This is a genomic window from Pseudotabrizicola algicola (assembly GCF_010915705.1).
Classification (GTDB): Bacteria; Pseudomonadota; Alphaproteobacteria; order Rhodobacterales; family Rhodobacteraceae; genus Pseudotabrizicola; species Pseudotabrizicola algicola.
In genome coordinates this window covers 412592-439063 of sequence record NZ_JAAIKE010000002.1, presented here as the reverse complement: position 1 = coordinate 439063, position 26472 = coordinate 412592, and the positions used below count along the sequence as shown (strand labels likewise).

The 26472-nt window shown below is 66.6% G+C and carries 20 protein-coding genes; 6 read left to right on the top strand and 14 right to left on the bottom strand.

Annotated elements, in window-relative coordinates:
* Position 1 precedes the first annotated feature (1 nt).
* The 3 genes from araD to G3572_RS08655 all read left to right on the top strand — a co-directional run bounded on the left by araD (position 2) and on the right by G3572_RS08655 (position 4257).
* Complete coding sequence (gene araD / locus G3572_RS08665; protein WP_164610812.1) at positions 2 to 1744, top strand: L-arabinonate dehydratase; 1743 nt, start codon at positions 2 to 4, stop codon at positions 1742 to 1744.
* Positions 1744 to 2667: a Gfo/Idh/MocA family protein gene (locus G3572_RS08660; RefSeq protein ID WP_164610810.1), complete on the top strand. Its 924-nt coding sequence runs from the start codon at positions 1744 to 1746 to the stop codon at positions 2665 to 2667. The genes araD and G3572_RS08660 overlap by 1 nt, the downstream gene beginning before the upstream one ends.
* An 84-nt stretch (positions 2668 to 2751) precedes the next feature.
* Entirely contained in the window at positions 2752 to 4257 is a 1506-nt protein-coding gene (locus G3572_RS08655) for an aldehyde dehydrogenase (NADP(+)) (protein ID WP_164610808.1), read from the top strand.
* 10 nt (positions 4258 to 4267) lie between these two features.
* Here the strand turns inward: G3572_RS08655 and G3572_RS08650 are convergent, their stop codons facing one another.
* The 3 genes from G3572_RS08650 to G3572_RS08640 are packed head-to-tail and all read right to left on the bottom strand — an operon-like array spanning position 4268 to position 10897.
* Positions 4268 to 5152 (bottom strand): transglutaminase family protein, encoded by an 885-nt coding sequence (locus G3572_RS08650; protein ID WP_164610806.1) that lies wholly within the window; start codon positions 5150 to 5152, stop codon positions 4268 to 4270.
* Positions 5149 to 7557: a circularly permuted type 2 ATP-grasp protein gene (locus G3572_RS08645; RefSeq protein WP_164610804.1), complete on the bottom strand. Its 2409-nt coding sequence runs from the start codon at positions 7555 to 7557 to the stop codon at positions 5149 to 5151. Before G3572_RS08645 ends, G3572_RS08650 begins: the two co-directional genes overlap by 4 nt.
* 7 nt (positions 7558 to 7564) lie before the next feature.
* Complete coding sequence (locus G3572_RS08640; protein WP_164610802.1) at positions 7565 to 10897, bottom strand: transglutaminase family protein; 3333 nt, start codon at positions 10895 to 10897, stop codon at positions 7565 to 7567.
* 293 nt (positions 10898 to 11190) lie between these two features.
* Here G3572_RS08640 and G3572_RS08635 point away from each other — a divergent pair, with 293 nt between their 5' ends.
* Positions 11191 to 12096, top strand: a complete 906-nt coding sequence (locus G3572_RS08635) for a LysR family transcriptional regulator (RefSeq protein WP_164610800.1) — start codon at positions 11191 to 11193, stop codon at positions 12094 to 12096.
* Positions 12097 to 12115: 19 nt separating this feature from the next.
* On the opposite strand, the gene G3572_RS08630 is transcribed toward G3572_RS08635, so the two are convergent.
* The 3 genes from G3572_RS08630 to G3572_RS08620 are packed head-to-tail and all read right to left on the bottom strand — an operon-like array spanning position 12116 to position 14577.
* Positions 12116 to 13129 (bottom strand): OmpA family protein, encoded by a 1014-nt coding sequence (locus G3572_RS08630; protein ID WP_354004007.1) that lies wholly within the window; start codon positions 13127 to 13129, stop codon positions 12116 to 12118.
* Positions 13130 to 13150: 21 nt separating this feature from the next.
* Complete coding sequence (locus tag G3572_RS08625; RefSeq protein WP_164610798.1) at positions 13151 to 13861, bottom strand: GNAT family N-acetyltransferase; 711 nt, start codon at positions 13859 to 13861, stop codon at positions 13151 to 13153.
* Positions 13858 to 14577: a competence/damage-inducible protein A gene (locus G3572_RS08620; protein ID WP_164610796.1), complete on the bottom strand. Its 720-nt coding sequence runs from the start codon at positions 14575 to 14577 to the stop codon at positions 13858 to 13860. Before G3572_RS08620 ends, G3572_RS08625 begins: the two co-directional genes overlap by 4 nt.
* 219 nt (positions 14578 to 14796) lie before the next feature.
* Between G3572_RS08620 and map the strand changes: the two genes are divergently transcribed.
* On the top strand, positions 14797 to 15606 hold the full coding sequence (gene map / locus G3572_RS08615) for a type I methionyl aminopeptidase (protein ID WP_164610794.1): 810 nt from the start codon (positions 14797 to 14799) through the stop codon (positions 15604 to 15606).
* An 80-nt stretch (positions 15607 to 15686) separates the two neighbouring features.
* Here map and G3572_RS08610 read toward each other — a convergent pair whose 3' ends face one another.
* The 6 genes from G3572_RS08610 to mgrA form a co-directional block, all read right to left on the bottom strand.
* Positions 15687 to 16787 (bottom strand): flagellar basal body P-ring protein FlgI, encoded by a 1101-nt coding sequence (locus tag G3572_RS08610; RefSeq protein WP_164610792.1) that lies wholly within the window; start codon positions 16785 to 16787, stop codon positions 15687 to 15689.
* On the bottom strand, positions 16784 to 17788 hold the full coding sequence (locus G3572_RS08605) for a flagellin family protein (protein ID WP_164610790.1): 1005 nt from the start codon (positions 17786 to 17788) through the stop codon (positions 16784 to 16786). The genes G3572_RS08610 and G3572_RS08605 overlap by 4 nt, the downstream gene beginning before the upstream one ends.
* A gap of 1 nt (position 17789) precedes the next feature.
* Positions 17790 to 19247 (bottom strand): flagellar hook-associated protein FlgK, encoded by a 1458-nt coding sequence (flgK, locus tag G3572_RS08600; protein WP_164610788.1) that lies wholly within the window; start codon positions 19245 to 19247, stop codon positions 17790 to 17792.
* A gap of 9 nt (positions 19248 to 19256) precedes the next feature.
* On the bottom strand, positions 19257 to 20576 hold the full coding sequence (locus tag G3572_RS08595; RefSeq protein ID WP_164610786.1) for a flagellar hook protein FlgE: 1320 nt from the start codon (positions 20574 to 20576) through the stop codon (positions 19257 to 19259).
* Between the two features lie 97 nt (positions 20577 to 20673).
* Positions 20674 to 21513, bottom strand: a complete 840-nt coding sequence (locus G3572_RS08590; protein ID WP_164610784.1) for a flagellar motor protein MotB — start codon at positions 21511 to 21513, stop codon at positions 20674 to 20676.
* A 100-nt stretch (positions 21514 to 21613) separates the two neighbouring features.
* Positions 21614 to 22642 carry an L-glyceraldehyde 3-phosphate reductase gene (gene mgrA, locus G3572_RS08585; RefSeq protein ID WP_164610782.1) on the bottom strand — a complete coding sequence of 343 codons (1029 nt, stop codon included), beginning with the start codon at positions 22640 to 22642 and terminating at the stop codon, positions 21614 to 21616.
* A 115-nt stretch (positions 22643 to 22757) separates the two neighbouring features.
* Between mgrA and G3572_RS08580 the strand changes: the two genes are divergently transcribed.
* Complete coding sequence (locus G3572_RS08580; protein ID WP_164610780.1) at positions 22758 to 23639, top strand: YihY/virulence factor BrkB family protein; 882 nt, start codon at positions 22758 to 22760, stop codon at positions 23637 to 23639.
* Here the strand turns inward: G3572_RS08580 and G3572_RS08575 are convergent.
* Together G3572_RS08575 and G3572_RS08570 are read right to left on the bottom strand one after the other, a co-directional pair.
* The gene (locus G3572_RS08575) at positions 23629 to 25158 is read right to left on the bottom strand and encodes a CRTAC1 family protein (RefSeq protein ID WP_164610778.1); all 1530 of its coding nucleotides are present in this window, start codon (positions 25156 to 25158) and stop codon (positions 23629 to 23631) included. The genes G3572_RS08580 and G3572_RS08575 overlap by 11 nt on opposite strands.
* Complete coding sequence (locus G3572_RS08570) at positions 25155 to 26462, bottom strand: vanadium-dependent haloperoxidase (RefSeq protein WP_205518645.1); 1308 nt, start codon at positions 26460 to 26462, stop codon at positions 25155 to 25157. The genes G3572_RS08575 and G3572_RS08570 overlap by 4 nt, the downstream gene beginning before the upstream one ends.
* Positions 26463 to 26472 lie beyond the last annotated feature (10 nt).

Here is a 26472-nt window from a genome sequence, read left to right as displayed (position 1 = left end):
GATGACCTTCAAACCTGCCAAATGGCCCCGTCACCTGCGTTCACAGGAATGGTTCGGCGGCACGGGCCGCGACCAGATCTATCACCGTGGCTGGATGAAGAACCAGGGCCTGCCGCATGACCTGTTCGATGGCCGTCCCGTCATCGGCATCCTCAACACATGGTCCGAACTCACCCCCTGCAACGCGCATCTGAATGACCTTGCGCAGCGCGTGAAGCACGGGATCTACGAGGCTGGCGGCTTCCCGGTCGAAGTGCCGGTGTTCTCGGCGTCAGAATCCGCCTTCCGCCCCACCGCGATGATGTTCCGCAACCTCGCCGCCATGGCCGTGGAAGAGGCGATGCGCGGCCAGCCGATGGATGGCTGCGTGCTGCTGGTCGGCTGCGACAAGACCACGCCCTCGCTCCTGATGGCCGCCGCCTCCACCGACCTGCCCTCGATCGTCGTCACCGGCGGCCCGATGCTGAACGGCTATTACCGCAACGAACGCGTCGGCTCCGGCACCCATCTGTGGAAATTCTCCGAAGCCGTGAAAGCGGGCGAGATGACGCAAGAGGAATTCGCCGAGGCCGAGGCATCCATGTCGCGCAGCCCCGGATCGTGCAACACGATGGGCACCGCCAGCACGATGGCCTCGATGGCCGAGGCGCTTGGCATGGCCCTGTCGGGCAATGCCGCGATTCCGGCAGTCGACAGCCGCCGCCGCGTCATGGCGCAACTCACAGGCCGCCGCATCGTGCAGATGGTCAAGGATGACCTGAAGCCGTCTGATATCCTCAAGAAAGAGGCGTTCGAAAACGCCATCCGCACCAATGCCGCCATCGGCGGCAGCACCAATGCCGTGATCCACATCCTCGCCATCGCAGGCCGCGTCGGCATCGACCTGACTCTCGATGACTGGGACCGCTGCGGCCGCGACGTGCCGACGATCGTCAACCTGATGCCATCGGGCAAATACCTGATGGAGGAATTCTTCTATGCCGGCGGTCTGCCCGTCGTCATCAAGCGTCTCGGCGAGGCGGGGCTGTTGCACAAGGATGCGCTGACCGTCTCGGGCGAGACGATGTGGGATCAGGTGAAGGATGTGCGCAACCACAACGAAGACGTGATCCTGCCCACCGACAAGGCGCTGACCCAGTCGGGCGGCGTCGTGGTGCTCAAGGGCAATCTGGCCCCCAAGGGCTCGGTGCTGAAACCCTCTGCCGCCAGCCCGCACCTGATGGTGCACAGGGGCCGCGCCGTGGTGTTCGAGGACATCGACGACTACAAGGCCAAGATCAACGACCCCGATCTCGACATCGACGAAACCTGCGTCATGGTGCTGAAACATTGCGGGCCGAAGGGCTATCCCGGCATGGCCGAGGTGGGCAACATGGGCCTGCCGCCCAAGGTGCTGAAAAAGGGCATCACCGACATGGTCCGCATCTCTGACGCGCGCATGTCCGGCACGGCTTATGGGACCGTCTGCCTGCACACCTCGCCCGAAGCGGCGGCGGGTGGACCGCTTGCCGTGGTGCGCAACGGTGATTTCATCGAACTCGATGTTCCGAACCGCCGCCTGCACCTCGACATTTCCGATGAGGAACTGGCCGCCCGTCTGGCTGCATGGACCCCCACGCACCAGACCTATGAATCGGGCTACGGCTGGCTGCACCAGCAGCATGTCGAAGGAGCCGACACCGGCGCCGACCTCGCCTTCCTCAAGGGCTGCCGCGGTGCGCCCGTCGGCAAGGATTCCCACTGATGGCAGACCGGCAGAACCTCGCCCTCGTCGGCATCGGCAAGATCGCGGTGGACCAACACGTCCCCGCCCTTGCCGCCAGTCCCGACTGGCAACTGGCCGCCACGGTGTCCCGCGCTGGCACGGTTGACGGGGTCGAGGTCTTCACCAGCATGGAAACCATGCTGGAGGCGCGGCCCGACATCACCACCGTCTCGCTCGCCATCCCTCCGGTGCCGCGCTTTGCCTATGCACAGGCGGCCCTGCGTGCCGGTCGCCACGTCATGCTGGAAAAGCCGCCCGGTGCCACACTGGCGGAAGTCCACGCCCTGCGAGCCCTTGCCGCCGAACAGGGCGTCACGCTCTACACCACATGGCACAGCCGCATGGCCCATGCGGTCGCGCCCGCCAAGGCATGGCTGGCCGGTAAAACCATCACCCGCGCCCATATCACATGGCGCGAGGATGTGCGCAAATGGCATCCCGGTCAGGACTGGGTGTTCGAACCGGGCGGCATGGGTGTCTTCGATCCCGGCATCAATGCGCTGTCGATCCTCACCGAAATCCTGCCGGCCCCTGTGCATCTGCAATCGGCGGAACTCGAATTCCCCGCCAACCGCCAGACCCCAATCGCCGCGCGCCTGCACTTCTCGGGCAATGTCACCGCCGATTTCGACTGGCGGCAAACCGGCCCCCAGACCTGGGACATGGAGTTTGATACCACCGCAGGCCCGATGGCGCTGCGCATGGGCGGCAATGTGCTGGAAATCGGCGGGCAACCTTCACAGGGTGAAAACACCATCATGGATGAATACCCCGCCCTCTACGCCCGCATGGCCGAACTGGTCGCCGCAGGCCGGTCCGAGGTGGACCTTGCCCCGATGGTCCACGTCGCCGACGCGCTAACCCTCGGCAAACGCATCGTCACAGACGCATTCCACTTCTGACCCCCTTCATCTGTTCATAAATATCCCACGGGGGGGTCGGGGGGTGTGAAACCCCCCGGTCCGCCGCAAAAATCGGAGACCGACATGCTGACAGGCAAGCACCTCATCGCGGGCGACTGGATCGCCGGGGCGACCACCTTCGCCTCCACCCCGGCCCACGGCCCTGCCCATGATTTCGCCGTCGGCACGCCCGCGCTGGTGGATCAGGCCTGCGCCGCCGCAGCTGCCGCTTTCCCCGCCTTCGCCGCCACCTCGCGCGAAGACCGCGCCCGCTTTCTCGAGGCCATCGCCGACGAGCTCGAGGCCCGCGCCGATGCCATCACGGAAATCGGCACGCAGGAAACCGGCCTGCCCGCCGCCCGCCTGCAGGGCGAGCGCGGGCGCACCACCGGCCAGTTGCGCCTCTTTGCCAGCCACATCCGCGCGGGGGGCTACCTCGACCGCCGCCACGATGCCGCCCTGCCAGACCGTCAGCCGCTCCCGCGCCCTGACCTGAAGATGGTGCAGCGCCCCATCGGTCCCGTCGCGGTGTTCGGGGCCTCCAACTTCCCGCTCGCCTTCTCGGTGGCGGGGGGCGACACCGCAAGCGCCCTCGCCGCCGGATGCCCTGTCGTGGTCAAGGGCCACTCTGCCCACCCCGGCACCGGCGAGATCGTGGCGCAAGCCATCGACGCGGCGCGGAAATCCTGCAACATGCCTGCGGGCGTGTTCAGCCTCGTGCAAGGCGGCAAGCGTGACGTGGGCGAGGCGCTGGTGCAGCATCCCGCGATCCGCGCGGTCGGCTTCACCGGCTCGCTCGGCGGAGGGCGCGCGCTTTTCAACCTCTGCGCCCAACGCCCCGACCCGATCCCCTTCTTCGGCGAACTGGGCAGCGTGAACCCGATGTTCCTCCTGCCCGCCGCGCTGGAGGCGCGGGGCGATGCCATCGCCAAGGGCTGGGCCGCCAGCCTGACGATGGGCGCAGGCCAGTTCTGCACCAACCCCGGCATCGCCGTGCTGATCGACGGGCCGCAGGCCGATGCCTTCGCCGCCGCCGCCCGCAGCGCGCTTGAACCCGTGGCCGCGCAGACCATGCTCACCGATGGCATGGCCGAGGCCTACCGCGCAGGGCGCGACCGTGTCGCCGCAGCCGCCGGGGTGCGCAGCCTGCTGGCCACCACCTGCGACGGGCGTGCCGCAACCCCCAACCTGTTCGAGGTGTCAGGCACCGACTGGCTTGCCGACCACATGCTGGCAGAAGAGGTGTTCGGCCCGCTCGGCCTGATCCTGCGGGTAAAGGATGCCTCGGAAATGCAGGCGATTGCCGAAAGCCTGCAGGGCCAGTTGACCTGCACCCTGCATCTGGATGAGGCCGACACCGCCCTCGGCCAAACCCTTCTGCCCGTTCTGGAGCGCAAGGCGGGCCGCATCCTTGCCAACGGCTTCCCGACGGGCGTCGAGGTGGCCGACAGCATGGTCCACGGCGGTCCCTATCCGGCTAGCACCAACTTTGGCGCCACCTCGGTCGGCACCCTGTCCATCCGCCGCTGGCTGCGTCCGGTCTGCTACCAGAACCTGCCCGAGGCGCTGCTGCCCGCCGATCTGCGCTAGGCGACCTTCGCTAGGCGGCGATTTCCTCGATATCGACGCTGTGGCTGCCGGAGTGGTGTCCGTCCAGCCGCAGCCGGCCCGTGACAGGGGCCACATCGTCATAATCGCGTCCAAAACCCACGTCGATGTGGTCATTGCGGACAAAGCAGGCATTGGTCGGGTCGTAATCGATCCAGCCCGTTTCCGCCCCCGCCCAGGCCCGCACCCAGGCATGCATGGCATCCGCGCCGATCAGGCGCGGTTGCCCCGGTGGCGGCAGGGTGCGCAGATAGCCCGCCACATAGGCCGCAGGCACCCCCAGCGCGCGCAATCCCCCCACCATGATCTGCGCGAAATCCTGACAGACCCCGCGTTGCAGGGCAAAGGCCGCCTCTGGCGCGGTGTCCACATGGGTGGCCTCGGCATCGAACGCCATATGCGCATGAACCGCGCGCCCCAGCGCCTCGACCAACCCGCGCACGGTCAACCCCGCGGCAGCATGGGCGCGGGCAAAATCGGCAATGCGCGGCGCGGCGGCAATCCGGCGCGAGGGTTGCGTGAAATGATGCGGCGAGTCCGGCCCGACGCCACGACAGGCCGCCACCTCGGCGGCCAGACCTTCCAGCGGCGGCGACAGATCCAGCAGGCTGTCATCCACCGCCCGTTCCACCACCGCCTGCATCGTCAGGTCCAGACTGACCAGTCCCGGCGGCATCGCGGCTTCGATCACGCGGGTGCCGAAGAAATCGCGGAACGTGCCGCGCTCGCCCACCTCGGGGGCAAAGTCGTAATGCACGTCCCGCACGCGCTGCACCCCCGGAATATCGGCGGGCAGAATGCGGAACAACTGCCGCCCAGCCCCGGTCGGGCGGTTGAAGTCATAGCGGATCGTCTGCCGCAGGGCATAAAGCGTCATCGCAAGTAGGCTCCGGTCAGCAGGTCCGAGATCGCCGCCAGATTGCCCCGCAAGGCCTGCAAGCTCTCGGTCGTCAGCGTCTCCGGCGTGGCCGTCGCAATCTCCACCTGCGTGCGCAGCATCGCGCGGCCCAGTTCGGACAACTGGCCATGTGTCGCCGCCCCCGGCAGCGCCTGCACCTGCGCGCTCAGACCGTCGATGAGGTGCCGCAGCGAACGCGGGTTCATCGGGTCCAGCGCCAGAAGGTCAATCACGGTCTCGCGGGACGATCCCACGCTGAAGCGGCGGCGATGCGTCAGCACGCTGTCGCCAAGCTCGATGCACAGGTCCAGACCGCCCACAGGTGCCTTCTCGTCGGCAAATACCGCCAAGGCTCCGCACATCGCCAGGGCGCGTTCGAGTTGCCGCCCGATCGACAGGAACCGCCAGCCGAAAAAGCGATACATGTTCTCATGCACCAGCCCCGAGAACCCCGCCAGTTTGCGCAGCAGGGCAGACAGAGCCCGCGCGGCATCATCACCCGGTTCCACCTGCCCGGCCATCCGCCGCGCGGTCTTGTCCAGATCGTTCAGCGCCGACCAGCCATCGGGCGAAAAGCGGTCGCGCACCTGCCCTGCGGTGGCCACCGCCGCGCCCAGCGTGGTCAGCAACCCCGGCGACAGCCCGGCCGCGCCATCCACATCATAGGTCGCCAGCAGCGCATCCATCTGCCTCTGCAGCGGCAGCGCCGCCCGCCCGCCTTCGGCCAAGCGGTTGTGTCGCGCGCGGAGCAGCCGGATGATGCCCTCGGTCCGCTCCACATAGCGGCCCAGCCAGAACAGGTTGTCCGCCGCCCGCGCGGGAAGCGCCCCCGGCGTGCTGCGCAGATAGGGCTCGGCCGGCGCAACCATGCTGACGGCGGGCACCTCGTCCTTGCTGACGATCCAGACATCCGCCGCGCTGCCGCCGCGCTGCATGGCCAGCGCGGTCGGGTCCTGTGATGCACCGATGCGGGCAAAGCCGCCCTGCATCACCTGCCACCCTGCGGCGGTGCGTGCCAGAAACACCCGCAGGCTCATCGGGCGCGGCACGATCTGCCCGTCGATCAGCGCGGGCGTGGTCGACAGTGTCACCGCCTCTTGCGCCACAAGGTCCGCCCCCTGCGTCGCAAGCCGCGCGGCCAGCGCCTCGGGGGCCAGTGTTGCCGCCGCCGTGCTTTCACCCTGCCTGTCAAAGGGCAAGCCTGTGCCCAGCGCCGCCGACAGCACCAGACGGTCCTGCGCCGCCATCACCTGCGCCCGCTCCGCCGCCCCGCCGCACCACCATGTGGCGATGTTCGGAATCGCCAGCGGCGCGCCTGTCAGGTGCAGCGACAGGCTCGGCAAAAAGGCCATCAGCGCCCGCGTCTCGAGCACGCCCGAGCCGAGCGAGTTGACCATGGTCAGCCCGCCCTGCCGCAGCGCCGCCACCATGCCCGGCGTGCCGATGCGCGAGGCAGGGTCCAGTTCCAGCGGGTCGGCATAGCTGCCATCCAGCCGCCGCCACAGCACATCCAGCGGCCGCAACCCCGACACGGTCCGCACCATCAGCCGCCCGTCGGCAACCGTCAGGTCCTCTCCCTCGACAAGGCTCACGCCCATATAGCGCGCGATCCACGCCTGCTCGAAATAGGTCTCGTTCAGAGGCCCCGGTGTCATGATCGCCACGCGCCCGTCGCGCGCGCCGCGCAGACCCAGCAGCGCATCGCGGAAATCGCGGAAAAATCCGGCCAGCCGATGCACGTTCAGCGCGTCAAACACATCGGAATAGGCCCGTGCGGTCGCCACGCGGTTTTCCAGCGCGTAACCTGCACCCGAAGGCGCTTGCGTGCGGTCGGCCAGCACCCACCAGCGCCCGTCCGGCCCCCGCCCGATTTCAAAGGCCAGAAAATGCAGGAAATGCCCCGAGGCCGGACGCACCCCCACCAAGGGCCGCAGCCATTCCGGATTGCCCGCGACCAGCGCGGCGGGCAGATGCCCGTCGGCCACCAGCCGGTTCTCGCCATACAGATCGGCCATCACCGCTTCCAGCAGGTCGGCCCGCTGGATCAGCGCGGGGGCCAGCTCGGCCCAATCCGCCTCGTGGATCAGCACCGGCACATGGCTCAGCGGCCAAGGCCGCTCGACCGACTGGCCGGACCCGTATTGGCGATAAAACACGCCGGAATCGCGCAGGTACTGGTCCGCCCGCCCTGTGGCGCGGGTCAGGGCATCATCCGACAGCGATTGCAGATGCGCGACCAGCGGCTGCCACAAAGGCCGCAAAGAGCCATCGGCAGTCACCAACTCGTCTGGCACCCCCGGCAAGGCCCGATAGGCGGACAACCCGCGATCCCGCGTCTTGCCCGGCCTGCCTGTCGCTGCCTTTGCCGTCCCGGTGCTGTCCATCGCCGGACTACAGCCCGATCGGCCGCCGCAGGTCAAGGGTCAGCGGAAACTCGCGGTGCGGGCGCTCGGCCTGCGGGCGCACATGATGCCCGGGCCGATGCCCGTTCGGCTCGAACCGTGCAAGGCGGCGCGCCTCGGCCTCGTTGCCGTTCACCGGGAAGGTGTCGTAATTGCGCCCGCCCGGATGCGCCACATGATAGACGCAGCCGCCCAAGGGCCGCCCTGACCATGTGTCGAAGATGTCGAAGGCCAGCGGCGCATCGACCGGCAGCACGGGGTGCATCGCGGATGACGGCTGCCACGCCTTGTAGCGCACACCCGCCACCGCTTCGCCCGCACCCACCGACGTCAGCGGGGCAACGCGCCCGTTGCACAGCACCTGATAACGGGTCGGGTCGGGCGCGCGCAGCTTGACCTGAAGCCGCTCGGTCGAACTGTCGGTATAGCGCACCGTGCCGCCAATCGCGCCGGTCTCGCCCAGCACATGCCAAGGCTCCAGCGCCTGCCGCAATTCCAGATGCACGCCCTCGTATTCGACCTCGCCGCAGAACGGAAAGCGGAACTCGGCCTGCGCCTTGAACCAGTCCTCGCGCAGCGGAAACCCGTGCTGCGCCAGATCGGCCAGCACGTCGCGGAAATCCTGCCAGACGTGATGCGGCAGCATGAAACGGTCATGCAGGGCCGTGCCCCAGCGGGTCAGCTCCCCCTTGGCCGGGTTGGCCCAGAACCGCGCGATCAGCGCCCGGATCAGCAATTGCTGCGACAGGCTCATGCGCGCATCCGGCGGCATCTCGAACCCGCGGAACTCGACCAGACCCAGACGCCCCGTCGGCCCGTCGGGGGAATACAGCTTGTCGATGCAAATCTCGGCGCGATGGGTGTTGCCCGTCACATCCGTCAGCATGTTGCGCAGCAAACGGTCCACCAGCCACGGCATCGGCGGGGTGCCTTCGCCCGGCGCGGGGATCTGCGCCAGCGCGATCTCCATCTCATAGAGCGCATCATGCCGCGCCTCGTCGATGCGCGGGGCCTGTGATGTCGGCCCGATGAACAGCCCCGAGAACAGGTAAGACAGCGACGGGTGCCGGTTCCAGTGCAGGATCAGGCTGCGCAACAGGTCTGGCCGCCGCAGGAAGGGGCTGTCATTCGGCGTCGCCCCGCCGACCACCACATGGTTGCCGCCTCCCGTTCCGGCGTGCTTGCCGTCGATCATGAACTTGTCGGCGCCAAGGCGGCAGAGCCGCGCCTCCTCATAGATCGCGCTCGTGATGTCCACGCACTCCTGCCAGTTCTGCGCCGGATGCACGTTCACCTCGATCACCCCCGGATCGGGGGCCACGCGGATCACGTTCAGGCGCGGATCATGCGGCGGCGCATAGCCCTCGATATGCACCTGAAGCCCCAGTTTCTTCGCGGCAGCCTCCGCCGCGCGCACCAGATCGAGATAATCCTCGACCGACACCACCGGCGGCATGAACACGCACAGCCGCCCGTCGCGCGGTTCCACCGACAGGGCAGTGCGGATATGCCCGTCCACCTCGAAGGCGGGCGATCCCTGTTCCACCTGCGCGCCCTGCGCCCCGCTGGCCGTAAAACTGGCCGAGGCTTGCGGGCGCGACTCCGTCACTTCCGGGCTGTTTGGCACCGGCAGGGGCGGGCGCTCCACCGTCGGGTCCACCGGATTGATGTAGGGGTATTGCGACGCAGGCAGCCACGGCAGGCTTTCCAGCGGCAAACGGTATCCCACCGGACTGTCCCCCGGCACAAGGAACATATGCCCGCGCCGCAGCCGCCACTTCTCGGTGCGCCACCGCCGCCCCGACGCGCGGCTTTGCCAGCTTTGCACCGGCAGCACAAAGCCCGAAGGGTTGGTCAGCCCGCGATTGAACACGGTGGCCAGACGGTGCCGCTCCTCGGGGTCCTTCAGCTTTGAATTGGCGGGCGTCACGTTGTCGGGCAGGTTCGCCTCTTTCACCAGCCATTGCGCGGGGTCTTCATAGGCGGGCAGAATGCACTCCGGCTCCAGCGCCAGATCATCCGCGATCTGCCGGAGCAGCCGTTCCGCATCCGCTGTCGTCACCCCCGTCTGCGCGCCTTCTTCGGCGATCAGCGCAGGGTCCGACCAGATCGGATGCCCGTCGGTCCGCCAGTAAAGCGAAAACGTCCAGCGCGGCAGGCTCTCCCCCGGATACCACTTGCCCTGCCCGTAATGCAGGAACCCCCCCGGCGCGAAGCGATCCCGCAAGCGCCGGATCAGCCTGTCGGCCAGCACCCGCTTGGTCGGGCCCACGGCGGCGGTGTTCCACTCGTCCGCCTCGAAATCATCAATGGAAACAAAGGTCGGCTCGCCACCCATCGTCAGGCGCACATCGCCCGTCTCCAGCGCGGCATCCACCTTCTGCCCCAGCGCGTTCAACTCCTCCCAGGCCTCATCGCTGAACGGCTTGGTGATGCGCGGATGCTCGGCCACCCGCGCCACCGTCATGTCAAAGGCGAAGTCCACCTCGGCAAAGCTCGCCATGCCCGAAATCGGCGCGGCGTTGCGGTAATGGGGCGTCGCGGCCAGCGGAATATGGCTCTCGCCCGCCAGCAACCCGCTGGTCGGGTCCAGCCCCACCCAACCCGCGCCGGGCAGATAGACCTCGCACCATGCGTGCAGGTCGGTGAAATCCACCTCGGTCCCCGAAGGCCCGTCCAGCGCCTTCAGGTCCGGTTTCAGCTGGATCAGATAGCCCGACACAAAGCGCGCCGCAAAACCGAAATGCCGCAGCGCCTGAACCAGAAGCCAGCTCGAATCCCGGCACGATCCGCTTTGCAGCCCCAGCGTCTCCTCGGGCGTCTGCACGCCCGGCTCCATCCGGATGGTATAGCGCAGCGTATTGGCCACCCGCGCATTCAGGTTCACCACGAAATCGACGCTGCGCACCCGGTCCTTCGGCACCGACGCAAGAAACGCCTGCAACAGCGGCCCCGCCACGTCCTTGCGGCGGTAGATCTCCAGATCCTCGACCAGATCGGCCGGATATTCGAACGGCCAATGCTCGGCCGCTTCCTCGACAAAGAAATCGAACGGATTGTACACCGTCATGTCGGCGACCAGATCGACCTCTATCTTGAACTCTGTCACCGGTTCGGGAAACACGAACCGCGCCAGCCAGTTGCCGAACGGGTCCTGCTGATGGTTCACGAAATGCCCGCCCGGGCTGACCTTCAGGGAATGGGAAATCACCCGCGTCCGGCTGTGCGGGGCAGGGCGCAGGCGGATGACCTGCGGCCCCAGCGTCACCGGGCGATCGTATTTGTAATGGGTCAGATGGTGGATCGCGGCCTTGATCGACATTCGGTCACTTCTCGTAAGGTCTGGCCCTGAATAACAGCAGGCGCGGCCTGGGTCTGGATATCGCCTTGTATGGCACGTCTTGCGCGCGGATGTCGCCCAAAACTCTCCCGAAAGCCGAAACTCTGCACAAAACTTGGGCGCCGCGCAAACAAACACCCGCCCCCACCTGTTTCCGCCTCATCAACGATCCCTCCGAATTCCTCGGATAGAACGCATCAACGCCGCGATCCTGCCCGAATTGAGCGTCACTAACAGGCGGATAAACCCATAGAGCTGCCAGCTGGGGAAAAGTGATGGACCGACTGACTGAAATGGAAGCCTTTGCCACGGTCGTAGACCAGGGCGGCTTTACCGACGCTGCCAAGAAGATGGGGATTTCCAAATCTGCCGTCTCGAAGCATGTCTCGGCTCTGGAGGCGCGCTTGGGGGCGCGGCTTTTGAACCGCACGACACGTCGCGTATCGCCCACGGAAATTGGCCTTGCCTATTACGACCGCGCCCGCCGCGTTCTCAACGATGCTGGCGAGGCAGATGCCCTTGTCACCTCCATGCAATCTGCCCCCTCGGGCCTGCTGCGCATTTCGGTGGCGACAGATTTCGGCGTGAACCTGCTTTCGCCCATTCTGGGGGATTTCCTGCTCGAATACCCCGATATCACCGTGAACATGGTGCTGAACAACCGCTATGTCGAACTCATCAGCGAAGGCTTCGACATGGCCATCCGCGTGGGCGATCTGGAAGACAGCAGCCTGCGTGCCCGCAAGCTGACCGACACCACCAAGCGGATGATCGCATCGCCCAGCTATTTCCAGCGCTACGGCCGTCCGATGAAGATCGACGACCTGAACGAACACAAATTGCTGCACTATTCCAATCAGGCCAACGGCAACGTGTGGAAAATCACCGCGCCCTCGGGCGAAAAGCGGCAGGTCCGCACGGCGGGCTGGCTGACGGTCAATGACGGGCAATCGCTTCTGAACGCTGCGATTTCCGGTCTTGGCATCGCCTATCTGCCCAGCTTCCTCTATGCCGACGCGATGAAGGACGGTCTGGTGGAAGAGGCGCTGCCGGGTCTGCCGACCGAAGTTCTGGGCATCTATGCCGTCTACCCGCCGGGCCGCTTCACCCAGCCCAAGGTGAGGGCCTTCATCGATTTTCTGGCGCGTCGTTATGCCGACAAGGGCCCCGACGCCTGGTAACGCCTTCCCCCCGCCATCCTCAAGGCGCGACTTGGGTCGAGGTCACCATGACCTCGACCCTTCTGTTTTTCTCGCGTCCCGCCTCGTCCAGATTGCTTGCGCGCGGCGACAGATAGCCGACGCCCTGCGCCTCAATCTGCGCGGCCGGAATCCCCGCCTGCCGGATCAGATATTGCCGCACCGCATCGGCCCGCTTGCGCGACAGGGCGATATTGCCCTCCAGCCCGCCCGAGGCATCGGTATGCCCGACCAACGCCACCGTCAGCGCCGGATTTTCCCGCAGCCAGTCTGCCAACTCCTGCAAGGACGCATATTGCCCTTCGACCAGGGCTGCCGAACCCGAGGCAAACACCAGATCCTCCAGCGCCACCGCGCCGCCGGTCAACAACCGCTCTCCCAAAGCGGTGCCTGTCACATCCCTGCCCCCGTCGGGTGCGGGTTGCACCGTGGGCGTCGCCGCAACGGGGGCGGTGCCTGCGCCCGCCGCCGCATTGGCCGCCTTGGTCGAGGCGCTCAGCAGCGGAGCTGTTCCAGCCGCGCCGCCGACATGGATCATCTGCACAAACCCCGCTGCCGCCGTGCGGCTGACGATCAGGCTCACCACCTCTGCCCCGCGCTCTGCCGCGAAGTAACGGTAATCGCCCAGATCGACATGCATTTCCGGCTCTGGCAAGATCAGGATGCCATAGCGGAAATCGAACCCGCCGCAGCTTGCCGCCTCGCATTCGAACACGGGCCGGAACCCGGCCGCCAGAAGCTGCGCCCGCAGCGGCGCCAGCAATTCAAGCGTCGTCAGTCCCGCCGCATCGATCCGCCACGCGGTCTGGTGCAGCGGCCCCTCGACCATCCGTGTCGGGACTTTCCCGTCAGAAAAGGCGGCAATCGGCAGCGCATAAGAGGTCAGCGCTTCGGACTTTCCCGCGCTGGGCACCGCCGCAAAGGGCATGTCCAGCGTAATCGCCCCGGCCCGCTCCGCAGCGGCCAGCAGCGTGAGCGCAAGCACTGCGCATAGGGTCGTTCCGGTCTGCTTCACCTGCCGTGCGCCTCTTCGGGCCTATCTCTGCCGATAGTGATATCCTCCCACAACTTGCATCCCCAGGGAAGCATAGAGCTTGCGGGCAGGCGCGTTAGCGACCGTGACGACCAAAGCCAGCCGCGTCGCCCCGTTTTCTTGCGCCCAAGCGGCGGCACTGCGCAAAATGTTGTGCGCGGAACCCTGCCGACGCCGCGCAGGCCGCACCTCCAGCGCGTGCAACATCGCCACATCGCCGCTGATCGCCACGAAGGCCACGCCCGAGGGTGCGTCCCCCGTGCGGCCCAGAACCGCAGATTTCGGACCTGCCGCCCTGTGCATCACCGCAAGGCGTGCCGGACCGACCCCGGCCTCTGCCCAGATCTCGGCGCAGATCGCCAGCGGCGGCCAATGCGCAAAGCCGCTCATCGGCGGGGCGGGCGGATCGGCCAGCGCGGCACAAGGGGCGGCATAGGCCACCACCGGGTCCACCACCCGGTAGCCACGCGCCTGCAAGGCCTGATCCAGCAGGACATCCCCCTCGCGGATGGCGAACAACGGCGCTTGCCCCAGCGCCGCCATCGCCGCCTCGGCCTCCGGAATGTCCTCGTCCCGCCACGTGGGTCCGGCGGTGGCCGCCGAAACCCGCTTGCCGCCGCCTTGGCCGTCGCGAATGCACCACGGCCCCAGCGCAAAGGTCCGCGCGGGGGGCCATGTCTGCTCCATCGCTTCGGCCAGCGCCTCCGGCGTCATCCGAACAGGGCCGCCAGACGCGTCATCGCCTCATCGATCCGCGCGGCATCGGTCCCGCGGATCACCAGATTGGTGCCATGCGCGCCGTTCTGGATAAACGGGTAAGACCCCATGCTCAGATCCGGATATTCCGCCGCCAGCGCCCCGAACGGCCCCGCCACCTCGCCTTCGCCCCGGTTGACGCGCAGCGACTGGCTCAGCAGGGGAGCGCCTCCGGTCAGCGTCGGCATCACGCTGGCCACCATCGCCTGAAAGATGTTCGGAACCCCTGCCATCACATGCACATTGCCCAGCGTGAACCCCGGTGCCGTGCTTACGGGGTTGTCGATCAGCGTCGCGCCATCGGGGATGCGCGCCATCTGCCGCCGCGCCGCATTGAACTCCAGCCCTGCACGTTCGTAATGCGCCGCAAGCAAGGCCAGCGCGTCCGCCCGCTGGCTGATGCCCACACCAAAGGCCGCAGCAATCGCCTCGGCGGTGATGTCGTCATGCGTCGGCCCGATCCCGCCACTGGTGAACACATGGTCATGGCTGGCCCGCAAGGTGTTGACCGCCGCGATGATGGCGGGTGCCTCATCGGCCACCACCCGCGCCTCCATCAGCCGGATCCCGTGCCGGGTCAATTCGCCCGCCAGATAATGCATGTTGGAATCGCGCGTCCGCCCCGAGAGGATTTCGTCGCCGATCACCAACATTGCCGCCGTTGGGTTTGCCATTCTGCCCCTCCTTCGCAGTTGCCTCGCACGGGTATAGACCTTGCCCGCGTGGTTTCAATCCACGCAAATGCCCCTCTGCGGGATTCCGGTCCGCACAGAGGCAGCGATGGAAGCCCCCTCCTGCGGCGCGCCGGCCTGACCCGGACGCTGCAGCCTCCTGCCCCTCTGGTCTTTCGGGGCTATTTTGCCTATGCAGACAGCAGGCAAAGGAATTCTGGCATGAACGACACACACGGACGCGTCACCAAAGACGGAATCCGCATTTATGACTCCGCCGATTTCGCGGGCATGCGCGCTGCCGGGCGGGTCGCGGCCGAGATTCTGGATGCGGTCGCCCCTCTTGTCACACCGGGTGTCACCACGGCGCAGCTTGACGACTTCATCCGCGAAGACATCGTCCGGCGCGGGGTCACCTCGGCCACCATCGGCTACAAGGGCTATCAGCACGCCTCCTGCATCTCGGTCAACCATGTGGTCTGCCACGGGATCCCGGGGGCCAAGGTTCTGGCGGACGGCGATATCCTCAACATCGACGTCACCGTGATCGTGGACGGCTGGTTCGGCGATACCAGCCGGATGTATGTGGCCGGAACCCTGCCGCGCAAGGCGGAACGGCTGATCGATGTCACGCATGAAGGTCTGATGCGCGGCATCGCCGCCGTGAAACCCGGCAACACCTTTGGCGACATCGGCCACGCCATTCAGGCCTATGTCGAGGCGAACCGCATGTCGGTGGTGCGCGATTTCTGCGGCCACGGGCTTGGCCGCGTCTTCCACGCACCGCCCAACGTGCTGCATTACGGGCGCCCCGGCAGCGGGCCGGTGCTCGAGGAGGGCATGTTCTTCACCATCGAGCCGATGGTGAACCTTGGCCGGCCGGAGACCAAGGTGCTTTCCGACGACTGGACGGCGGTCACCCGCGACAAATCGCTTTCCGCGCAGTTCGAACATTCGGTCGGTGTCACCGCCACGGGCTGCGAGATTTTCACCCTCTCCCCCGCCGGGCGCTTACACCCCACCTGGGGCTGACGGGCGGGCGCGTCTTGTGCCGCCCCCGAACAGCGCGCAGAGGGCGGCCCACAATCTCCGCAAGACACCGCGGGAGCCCATCAATTGACCACAAAATCAGCGTGAAGCGCGCCCGCCGCCTTTATGCTTTTCAGAATGTCGATCATGTCATGCGGGGCGACACCCAGCGCATTCAGCCCCGCCACCAGTTCTGACAGCGACGTGCCGCCCGAAACCTCTGCCAGGCCGGTGCCCGGGTCACGGTTGATATTGGCATTGGTGCGCGGCACCACCATCGTCTCGCCTTCGGCAAAGGGGTTGGGCTGCACCACCATCGGCGCCTCCTCGATCCGCAGCGTCAGGTTGCCCTGTGCCACCGCGACCCGGCTGATCCGCACGTCCTGCCCGATCACGATGGTGCCGGACCGCTGGTCGACAACCACCCGTGCCCGCGTCTCGGGCGTCAGCAGCAGGTTCTCGACCCGCCCGATCACATGCGCGGGGGATCGCATCCCCGCCGCCTCCACATTCAGCTCCACCGTGCCTGCGTCCAGCATCATCGCGATGCGCCGACCGAATTCGCGGTTCAGCACCGCCTCGATCCGCGCTGCGGTGGTGAAGTCGGGGCTGCGCAGGGCCAGCCGCACCGATTGCAGCGTGGTGAAATCAAAATCGATCTCCCGCTCCACCCGCGCGCCTGACGGGATGACCCCCGCCGTCGGCACCCCTTGCACCACACGCGCCGCCTGTCCCTCGGCGGCTATCCCGCCTGCGATGATGGTGCCTTGCGCCACCGCATAGATCTGCCCGTCGGCCCCGTTGAGAGGGGTCATCACCAGCGTGCCGCCCAACAGGCTCTTGGAATCGCCGATGGCCGAGACGGTTACATCAATCCGCCCGCCCGCCCGCGCAAAGGGGGGCAGGCTGGCGGTGACGAAAACCGCTGCCACATTCTTGGGGCGATACGCTTCTCCGGCCACGTTCACGCCCAGCCGTTCCAGCAGGTTTGACATGATCTCTTCGGTAAAGGGGGCATTGCGGATGCCATCCCCGGTGCCGTTCAGACCGACGACCAGCCCGTATCCCACCAGATCATTGCCGCGCACGCCGTCAAACTCGACCAGATCCTTGATCCGCACCGCATCGGCCAGCGCAGGGCCGCAGCACAACAGTGTCAGCAGCAGCATCAGTCGCCCGATCATCGCAGGAAATCCGTCAAGGACAGCCGCGAGAGGCGGGCAGTGATCGCGAACATGGTTTCCAGATTGGTCTGCACCGCCTCCAACTCCATTGCCAGCCGTTCCGGATCGCTGCGGATCAGGTCCGCCTGCGCCATTTCATGCATCAGCAGGTCTGCCGCGTTGCGGCTTTGCGCCGCCTCGATCCGGCCTTCGCTGATGCCCACCCGCGCGGCGAGGGTCGTCACCTTTTCCTGCCCGCCCAGAAGCCTTTCGGCCGAGAGACGCGCCAGCGCCTTTGCCTCCTGCAAGGGCAGGCCAAGGGCGCTGTCGGTGATCAGTGCCGCCGCAGCCAATCCGCCCAGCACATGGCGCAGCGCAGGGTCTTCGGCGGTGACGCCAAGCCAGACCCGGTCCTTGGCCGAGATGGCCACATCGCCGAGGGCCGCACCACCCTGATAGGTTGTGGCGGCATAGCCGCCGGGCGCGTCAAACCACGCCTCGATCCGGGCCATCGCCTCTCCGGCGGTGTTCGCCCCCGCCAGATTGCCGCGCAGCGCGGTCAGGATCGTCTCGGCCCCTGCCACCGCGGGGCGGTCAACGGCCTGCCCCGCGAACAGCGACCGCCCCCCGACAGAGGTGTTCAGGGTGGCCAGCACCGTCTCCAGCCGCCCGCGCGCGTTTTCTGTCGCCAGACCGATCTGATCCAGCAGGTTGAGTTGCGACGCCCCCAGCAACGGCGACACCATTGCCTGCGCGGTGCCCGAAATCAGTTCCAGCGCCGCCTGTGTGGCGCCTGCCTGTGCGGCGGCTTCGCGTGCGGCGGATTGATACCCCGCCGTCACGACGCGCGCGCGCGATTCAGACATCAGCCGCGCCATATCGCCGGACAGCGTCGCGCCCACATCGGCCACCTGTCCCGAGGCGAGTTCGCGCGTGATCCGGCCCGCCTCGCCCTTCAGCCGCCCCGTCTGTGACTTCAAAAGAAAGGATTGCGCCAGATCACCCAGTGAAATCAGTGCCATCCTATATCCCCAGCAATGTTTTCATCATGTCATCCGCCGCCTTGAACACCTTGGCGTTGGCCGCATAGGCCTGTTCGATCAGCAACAGCGTCTGCATTTCCTGATCGGTATCCACCCCGTCACGCAGCATCTCGCTGCGCAGCGCGTCGCTGCGGGCGGCGGCAAAGGCGGTTTCCGATTCCGCGCCAAGCCGGGCCACGGTCTGGGCCGAGGTGATCTGCGCGGCAAAGCCCGACAGGCTGCGCGCGCCCGGCGACAGCGTGCCCGAGCTCTGGACCCGCGCAGCCGACAGGGCGCCCGCCAGCGCGCCGAGCCGTTCGGCAAAGCCGCCCGGACCGGGCGCGGTGGCGCCCAAACCCTCCCTCAGCCGCCAGAGCGCGCCACCCTCTTCCGGCACCACCAGCCCGTTCAGCCGGATGCGTCCGGCCAGCCCCGCCTCCTCCGCCGGATCGAAGCTGCGGCCGAGGTCGGTGAACAGGCCCGGCGCTGTGGCCGCGCGTGTGGGGTCGGTGGCCGGGTCGGTGACCCGTTCGATCAGATCACGGGCCAGCGCATCCAGATTGGCCTGCGCCTCGGGCGCGATCCTGTCGCGCAAATCGAACAGGGCCGTCAGACGCCCCTCTCCCAGACGCCCGCCTGCGGGAGCGGTGGCGATCGGCTGGCCGTTCAGCGTCAGGCCGGACAGGCCACCGCCCGCCAGCGTCATATCGGGGGTAACCAGCCCCGTGGGCGTGAAGCCGAATTGCGCGGGGCGGCCATCCAGCAGCACCGTGCCAGCCGCCGTATAAAGCGCGATCTGGCCATTTTCGCGGGCGATTTCGCGGATCGGCACGGCTTCGGCAATCTTGTCGATCAACTGCTGCCGCTGGTCCATCAGCACCGTCGCATCGCGTCCGGCACTGGCGAAAGCCCTGATCCGCGTGTTCAACTCTGCCACACCAGCCAGCGAGTCGTTCAGCCGCTTCACCTCCACCCCGATCTGGCGGTCCGCCGACTGGCGTTCGGTGCCGATCACCTCTGACACCTGCGCAAGCCCGTCGGTCAGGCTGCGCGCTGCATCCACCACCGCAGCGAGCCGCGCATCGGTTTCGGGGCGGGCCGCGGCCTCGATCACCGCGCCCTCCAGCCGGGCGATCCGCGCCGCGATGGACCCGGCCTGATCGGGGGTGCCATAGGCCTGCTCCATACGCAGCAGCGCATCCGAGGTCACGGCGCGCCCGCCCTGGCTGGCCGAGGCAAGGCGCAGGTCTTGCAACAACAATCCGTTGATCTGCCGCGAAACTCCGGTCACCGCCACACCTGCACCGGTCTTGCCAAGGTGGCGGGCCGCCAGTTGCACCTCACGCCGGGCATAGCCTTCGGTCAGGGCGTTAGAGACATTCGCAGCCGTGGCCTCGGCCATCCGCGAGGTGGCCGTCAGCCCGGAGAAGGCGGATGACAAAGCCGTGGTAATGCTCATCTTTTACCCTCACCGCTTGATATTGGTGGTTTCCTGCAGCATCTCGTCCACGGTCTGGATCACCTTGGCGTTGGACGAATAGGCGCGCTGCGTGGTGATCAGGGCGGTCAGTTCCGCCGCGACATCGGTGGCCGATCCTTCGCGGGCAAAGCCCATCACGCTGCCCGTCGGCCCGTCGCCAGCGTCCCAAAGAAGGAACCCGCCCGATTGCGGCGAGACCTGAAAGGTCTGGTCCCCCAGCGGGGTCAACCCGTTGACATTGGGCACATCGACCAGCGGAATCTGGTAGATGCGCCGGATGAATCCGGTGTCATAGGTGGCAAGGATATAGCCGTTTTCGTCCACCTCCACCGCTGTCAGCGTGCCGGTGGGCGCACCGTTGCGGGTGACGGCGGCCGGCACGAAATTGTCGGCCAGCTGGGTCAGGCCGCCGGGCAGGCCGGGGCGTCCCAGCGCCATGTTGATCGGCCCGCCCGCGACGTTCACCTCGACGGTGCCGGTGGCCGCATCATACGGCCCCCCCGTTACCCCCGTCACGCTGGCAAGCGTGCCGCCCGCGCCGCGCGTTGCATCAAATTGCAGCGCATATTCCCCCACGACCGCCCCGTTCGAGGCGCTGTCGCGGATCACCATAGACCATGCGTTCGACGGGGCCGTTGCGGGGGCCACAGGCACCGACGGCGTAAAGCTGATGGACAGCGTCTCGGTGGTGCCAAGGTTGCTGTAATACTCCACCGACAGGGGAATCGGCGTGCCGTCCGCGCCGACGTAGGTATCGGTCGCCGGCAGGTTCACCCCGAGGCTGACCTGCGTGGTGGGGTCGGCGGCGGTTTGGTTGGCGTCGATCACCACCGGTCGCAGGCCCGACATGGAATTGCGCGGCTGTGTCGGGATGTCGCCGTTCACATTCGCGGGCCAGCCGAGCAAAACCAGCCCCGACTGGGTTTTGACCACCCCGTCCTCATCCATCCGGAAAGAGCCGGTGGTGGTCATCATCATCGCCTGCGTGCCGATCCCGTCATCCGACAGCTTGACTGACGGCATCACCGGCAGCATCCCGCGCCCCGACACCGCCAGATCAAGCGCATTTGCCGTGCCGACAATGCCGCCGCGTTCGTCGATCAGCCGGTGGCTCGATGCGCGAACCCCGCCGGCCGAATACTTGCCCGCGCCGCGCGAATTGCCGATCACCATGCTTTCGAAATCGGTGGTCGCGCGTTTGTAGCCGAAGGTCGAGGAATTGGCGATGTTGTCGGAAATGGTGGCAAGCCGGGTTGCATTCGCGTTCAAGCCTGCCACGCCCGCATTCAGCGAGGAAGTAATGGTCATCTGTGCCGCCTTTCTACAGGTCGATGCCTCTATGTGCCTCGCACCCTGCAGCATGGCGATTAACAGCCCGCTAATACCGACAATTTGACGAAGCCGCCTAGCGGTTGCGGCGCAGCAAGACCACCTCCAGCCGGTTGTTGCGGATCACCGACGGATCAGGTGTCAGCGGTTTGCGGTCGGCAAATCCGGTCACGCGGGCAAAGCGGACATCGGGAATCCCGTCGCCGCGCAGCAGATCGCGGCCCGCCTGCGCACGGCTGGCCGAAAGCGGCCAGACCGGATTTTCCTTCATCATCAGGGGATAGCTGCGCACATGCCCGCCGATCGCCAGATCGTTGCGCGTGGCCTGCAGCACCTCGGCCAGCACGGTGGACAGGTCCCTGAGCGTTTGTGTCGGGCGGGCGGTATCGGCTTCGAACAACGGGGCCTGTTCCAGATCGAAGAGTTCGATCACCAGCCCCTCGTCGGTCACGCGGGTGATGACATGGCGCAGCAGCCGTTCCATCGTCATGCTTTCGCCGCTGCGCGCCAGAAGCGCCTTTTGCACTTCGGCCAGCCGCTCCTCTTCCTCGGCCCGCGCCTCGCCCTCGGCGGCAGAATCACCCCGCGCCTGCCGCTCTTGCGTGGGGCGCGTCTCGGACGCGCCGGTGCCATTTTGCGCCAGCGTGTTTTCCGACATCACGGAATCGCCGCCAAAGGCACCATCGCCGCCGCCCGACACCCGGTTGATGGGGATGGTCGGGCTGAAGTAATCCGAAATCCCCTTGCGCTGTTGTTCCGTCGTCGCGTTCAGCAGCCACATCAGCATGAAGAAGGCCATCATGGCCGTCACAAAATCGGCATAGGCAACCTTCCACGCCCCCCCGTGGTGGCCGCCGCCGCTGACCTTCTTCTTCCGCTTGATGATGACTGGCGCGGCATTTGATTGCCCTGCCATCACACACCCATGTTTCACACCCGTCTCCGGGTTTACAGGGGTGCGGTAAACCGGGGCTTAAAGACGGGTGTTTTAGGTATTTTCGGCCCTGTTCCGGCGTCTATTCCGCCGAAGAGCGCGCCCACAGGTTGATGTCCTCTTCCGCCGAAACCCGGTCGATCTCGGCCAGTTCCTCGGGCGTGAAGTCCAGATTGCCGATGGCCCCAGCGCAATCCACCACCTGCTCGGGCCTTGATGCGCCGATCAGCGCGGTGGTGATCTTCTCCTCGCGCAGGACCCATGCAATCGCCATCTGCGCCAAGGTCTGCCCCCGCGCCTGCGCAATCGCATCGAGCGCCTTCACGCTCTCGATCGCGCGCGGGGTGATGGTGCCGGGGTTCAGGCTCTTGCCCTGTGCGGCGCGGCTGCCCTCTGGAATGCCGCCCAGATATTTGCGCGTCAAAATCCCCTGCGCCAAGGGCGTAAAGGCGATGGACCCGATCCCCAGTTCGGCCAGCGTCTCGCGCAAGCCATCCTTTTCCACCCAGCGGTTCAGGATGTTGTAGCTCGGCTGGTGGATCACGCAGGGCGTGCCCAGATCGCGCAGAATGGCCGCCGCTTCCCGCGTCTTGGCGCTGGAATAGCTGGAAATCCCCACATAGAGCGCGCGGCCCGACCGCACGATCTGGTCCAGCGCGCCCATGGTTTCCTCCAGCGGCGTGTCGGGGTCGAAGCGGTGGGAATAGAAGATATCCACATAGTCGAGCCCCAGCCGCTTCAGGCTCTGGTCACAGGAGGCGATCACGTATTTCCGGCTTCCCCATTCACCATAGGGGCCGTTCCACATGTGGTATCCGGCCTTGGAGCTGATGATCAGCTCATCCCGATGCCCCGCGAAATCCGTCCGCAGGATCTCGCCAAACGCCTCCTCGGCGCTGCCGGGGGGCGGGCCGTAATTGTTGGCCAGATCGAAATGCGTGATCCCGTGGTCAAAGGCGGTGCGGCAGATGTCGCGCTTGACCTGATGCGGGGTGTCATGTCCGAAATTGTGCCACAGCCCCAGACTGATCGCTGGCAGCTTCAGCCCCGAAGCCCCGCAGCGGCGATAGGTCATGCGCGAGTAGCGGTCGGGATGGGCGGTGTATGACATGGGTGATCCTCCTGTTGGCGCTATCTTTTCATTGGCAAACAGCCAGCGCAAGATGAACCCAAAGCGCCCCGCGCACGTTGCCCTATCGCAAGCAGACCCTTTGGATGGATGGATGATGCAGCGGCTCACAGACCTTTTCGGATTCGCAGGGGCCGTCTGGGGCCGCATCAATGACGGGCATTTCGGCCTGATCGCGGCGGGCGTCGCCTTTTATGCCATGTTCGCGGTCTTTCCCGGCCTTGCCGCCAGCGTCGCCATCTGGAGCCTGATGGCCGACCCCAAGGTGATCGAGGAATACCTCGAGGTGGGAGAGCAGTTCCTGCCCGCCGATGCCGCGCTTCTGGTGCACGATCAGGTGATGGGCCTGCTCTCCACCCCGCGCGCAACGCTGGGCTGGGCCACCTTCGTTTCCGTGATGATCGCGCTTTACTCGGCCCGCGCAGGCGTCTCGGCGCTGATCACCGGGCTTGATGTTGTCAACCGCGCCACGCCGCGCGGCTGGCTCTGGGGCTGGGTCGTCGATATCGCGCTGACCCTTGCGCTGATCTTCGCCATCATCGTCGGGCTGGGCACCATCGTGCTCGTGCCGCTGGTGCTGCAACTCTTCGACTTCGGTCCGGCCGAGGAATGGTTTCTCGGCGTCCTGCCTTGGGTCGCGATGTTCGTGCTGGTGCTCAGTTGCCTGTCGATCCTTTACCACTTCGGCCCAAATGTGCCTTCGGGCAACGGCAGGCCGCGCGTCTCTGTCGGCGTGGTGGTGGCGGCGATCACATGGTCGGCGGTCAGCTTTGCCTTTTCCGCCTATCTGGCGAATTTCGACAGCTACAACCGCATCTACGGCTCCATCGGGGCAGTGGTCGCGCTTCTGATGTGGCTTTACCTTGGCGTGCTGGCGGTTCTGCTGGGCGGGGCGGTCAATGCCGAACTGACCGAAGCCAAGTTCGGCGATGCCAAGCTTGCCAAAACCCCCGCCGCCGAAACCCCCGTCAGCGACTGATCGTCACCACCGCGCCCGCCGCCGCCGGCTGCCACTCCGTCACCTGGCCATCGGGCCAGATCACCCGCACCTCGGCCTCCGCCGCCGCACCAAGGCCGAAATGCTGCGGCCCCCAGATGCCGCTGACATGCCCCCCGCCCGAGGTCACCTCGTGCCGTTGCAGGGCCTCGCCCGCCCGCACTTCCACCCAAGCGCCGATTGCTGTCGGGTTGGGCCCCGTCTGGCGCAAGTCCACCCCAAGCCAGTTGCCCACCGGCCCCGCATTGCGCCACACCTGCGCCGGACCGTTGCGATTGACCACCACAAGGTCCAGCGCCCCGTCGCCGTTCAGGTCCACCACCGCGCCGCCGCGCGCGGCATGGGTGCTGGCCACACCCGCCTTGTCCGCGCTTTCGGCAAAGACGCCATCCGCACCTTGCAGCAACAGGTTGTTGGGGTCGGCCATCGCGAAATCCGGCATTTCCCAGACATTGCCCTTGGCGACAAACAGATCGGCCCGCCCGTCATTGTTCACATCGGCAAATTGCGCATGCCATCCGGTCGAGGGGCGCAGGTCTTCGCCCATGAAGGGGCGATGCGCGGTCACGCCCTTGGCCCATGCCACATCGGTGTAATCGGGCAGCGCCTCGGGGCCGGGGGTCACCAGCCGCTGCAACTTGTTGTCGGCCATGCTGGTCAGGTAAAACTCGGGATAGCCATCGGCATCCAGATCGGTGCTGGCAATCCCCATCCCCCAGATGCGCAACCGCTTCCAGCCCTCGGCCTCGGTGTAAAGCCGTGGCGGCTGGCCCGGCTCCAGATGCCACATCTGCTCCTGCCCGCCCTCGTAATACTCGCGGTCATTCGACACCCGCAGCGCCTTGCGCCCCGAATTGTTCCAATCGGTGAACAACATCGACAGCGCGCAGAAACTTGGCGTCAGGGGCAGGGGGGGCGCATATCCGGTGCCTTCGGGGCGATGCAGCCAGTTGTCGGTGCATGACCCCCAGGGATAGGCTTCCTCGCGCTGGTTGATGTAATTTCCGATGGCCAGCGTCGGCCACTCCGCCCCCGGCTCCCACGTCGCGGCAAAGGCGGTCGACCATGCATCGCCACCGTCAAAGCCCCAATCCTCGTTCGCGCGGGCAAAGCGGCAATCACCAAGGCCCCGCATCAGCACGTTTTCCCCCACGCGCAGCAGCAACAGATCGGTGATGCCGTCGCTGTCGATGTCGATAGGGTAGGTGCCGGTTACCCCCTCCATCTCGATCCCGCTCTCTGCCGGAGCAAAGCGCAGCGTGCCGCCCGCCGCGCTCTGGTTCACCAGCATCGCCGCGGGCGCGGTTCCACCCGACAGCGCCAGATCGGGCAGGGCATCGCCGTTGCAGTCGAATGCCGCGACGCCGCCGCCCACCATGTATTCCCACTCGCCGGTGAACTGATGCGCCAGACCCGCCGCGTCTGTCTCCTCGACAAACTGCGGCACCTCCTGCGCGGCCACCGGTCCCGCCAGCAGCGCCAATATCCAGACCAGCCTCATGCCAGCGTCCTCAGCGCCACGGCATAGGCCCCGATGCAGCGCCCCTGCGCAAGCCCCTGCTCGATCGCTGACCGGAAATGGATGCCGCCATACAGCCGTGAAATCCCGGCCTCTTCGGCCGCCTGCCAGAAACTGCCATAGGCGCGGGCGGGCAGACCTTCCCGTTCATGGGTGAAATCCTCAAAAGCGTAGTTTTCGCCCAAGGCCGCCGTCAGCACCGTCGCCGCCGCCCCCGACACCGTGGAATGGCCCGAAGGATATTCGGGGAAAGGTGGCGTATTGAGAAGGGGCGTCCAGCCCTTGTCGATCACACGCCGGATATAGGTGATCGGGCGCAGCAGGTTGTATTCCGTCTTTTCATGCCAGCAGCCGATAAAGGCATCGGCCATCCCGATGCCCAGCCGCGCCATCACATCCACGCCGACCGCCAGCGGCATCTGTCGCCGCGCGATCAGGTCATTGGCCACGAAAATCCAGTGCCCCGGCGGGGTGGAAGACAGCATCGGATCATCCGACCAGAACCGCGCAATCAGCTTTTGCTCGGGGGTCAGCGTCGTGGTGGTGGTGTAAACCTCCATCGCCTCGGCATAAAAGGCCGAAGACGGGTCTTCGCTATAGGCAGGCGGCGGCGGCAGGCGGCAGGCGTCGCCCGCAGGCATCGCAAAGGTCCGCACCCGCCCCCAGTCGGGCAACAAGGGCGCCTGCTGTTGCCGCACAAGGCTCGTCGGCACCCATGCCGCCGGATCGGCGGGGGGCACATAGGTTTCGGGAAAGCCCATGTTGGCAATCACCGCGCCGCCATCGCCATCGGCCCAGCCGCAGACATGCGCGGCAATCGCCAGACCCAGATCGCGGCTGCGCGCCACCACATCGGCGGACAGTCCCGCGCTCACCTGCTCGTCCAGCTTGCGCGTCATCGTCGCCAGCGCGCGCTGCCCCGACGGTCCGGTGTTGGAAAAGAAATGCGCCACCGCCGCCGACAGCGCCGCCTGCAACACCACCGCCGCGTCATGCGCACCCGCCGCAGGGCGCGGCAGCGGCGTCAGCCCGTTCACCTGTCCGGCAAGGCTGGTCAGCCCAGCGTCACAGGCCGCCACCGCCTCATAGCCGGTGACGCCCAGATAGCCAAAGGCGCGCGCGGCGACGGGCGGCGAATAGGTCGCCGTGTGCCGCACCAGTTGCAGCGTCAGCTTGTACCAGTTCGTCAGAACCGGCAGAGGATCACTCCCCGCCCGCGCCTGCGCGGGCAAAAGGGGCGCGGCCAAGGCCGCCCCCCCCAATAGCATGAACCCGCGCCGGTGCATCGTCACCCCC

What these genes read in the sequence shown, in the direction of transcription:
- G3572_RS08570 (WP_205518645.1), bottom strand. Translation starts at nt 26,462, where the DNA reads ATGCACCGGCGCGGGTTCATGCTATTGGGGGGGGCGGCCTTGGCCGCG.
- araD (WP_164610812.1), top strand. Translation starts at nt 2, where the DNA reads ATGACCTTCAAACCTGCCAAATGGCCCCGTCACCTGCGTTCACAGGAA.
- G3572_RS08605 (WP_164610790.1), bottom strand. Translation starts at nt 17,788, where the DNA reads ATGGCACTGATTTCACTGGGTGATCTGGCGCAATCCTTTCTTTTGAAG.
- map (WP_164610794.1), top strand. Translation starts at nt 14,797, where the DNA reads ATGAACGACACACACGGACGCGTCACCAAAGACGGAATCCGCATTTAT.
- mgrA (WP_164610782.1), bottom strand. Translation starts at nt 22,642, where the DNA reads ATGTCATACACCGCCCATCCCGACCGCTACTCGCGCATGACCTATCGC.
- G3572_RS08655 (WP_164610808.1), top strand. Translation starts at nt 2,752, where the DNA reads ATGCTGACAGGCAAGCACCTCATCGCGGGCGACTGGATCGCCGGGGCG.
- G3572_RS08635 (WP_164610800.1), top strand. Translation starts at nt 11,191, where the DNA reads ATGGACCGACTGACTGAAATGGAAGCCTTTGCCACGGTCGTAGACCAG.
- G3572_RS08580 (WP_164610780.1), top strand. Translation starts at nt 22,758, where the DNA reads ATGCAGCGGCTCACAGACCTTTTCGGATTCGCAGGGGCCGTCTGGGGC.
- G3572_RS08590 (WP_164610784.1), bottom strand. Translation starts at nt 21,513, where the DNA reads ATGGCAGGGCAATCAAATGCCGCGCCAGTCATCATCAAGCGGAAGAAG.
- G3572_RS08610 (WP_164610792.1), bottom strand. Translation starts at nt 16,787, where the DNA reads ATGATCGGGCGACTGATGCTGCTGCTGACACTGTTGTGCTGCGGCCCT.
- G3572_RS08660 (WP_164610810.1), top strand. Translation starts at nt 1,744, where the DNA reads ATGGCAGACCGGCAGAACCTCGCCCTCGTCGGCATCGGCAAGATCGCG.
- G3572_RS08625 (WP_164610798.1), bottom strand. Translation starts at nt 13,861, where the DNA reads ATGACGCCGGAGGCGCTGGCCGAAGCGATGGAGCAGACATGGCCCCCC.
- G3572_RS08595 (WP_164610786.1), bottom strand. Translation starts at nt 20,576, where the DNA reads ATGACCATTACTTCCTCGCTGAATGCGGGCGTGGCAGGCTTGAACGCG.
- G3572_RS08650 (WP_164610806.1), bottom strand. Translation starts at nt 5,152, where the DNA reads ATGACGCTTTATGCCCTGCGGCAGACGATCCGCTATGACTTCAACCGC.
- G3572_RS08575 (WP_164610778.1), bottom strand. Translation starts at nt 25,158, where the DNA reads ATGAGGCTGGTCTGGATATTGGCGCTGCTGGCGGGACCGGTGGCCGCG.
- G3572_RS08620 (WP_164610796.1), bottom strand. Translation starts at nt 14,577, where the DNA reads ATGGCAAACCCAACGGCGGCAATGTTGGTGATCGGCGACGAAATCCTC.
- G3572_RS08640 (WP_164610802.1), bottom strand. Translation starts at nt 10,897, where the DNA reads ATGTCGATCAAGGCCGCGATCCACCATCTGACCCATTACAAATACGAT.
- G3572_RS08645 (WP_164610804.1), bottom strand. Translation starts at nt 7,557, where the DNA reads ATGGACAGCACCGGGACGGCAAAGGCAGCGACAGGCAGGCCGGGCAAG.
- flgK (WP_164610788.1), bottom strand. Translation starts at nt 19,247, where the DNA reads ATGAGCATTACCACGGCTTTGTCATCCGCCTTCTCCGGGCTGACGGCC.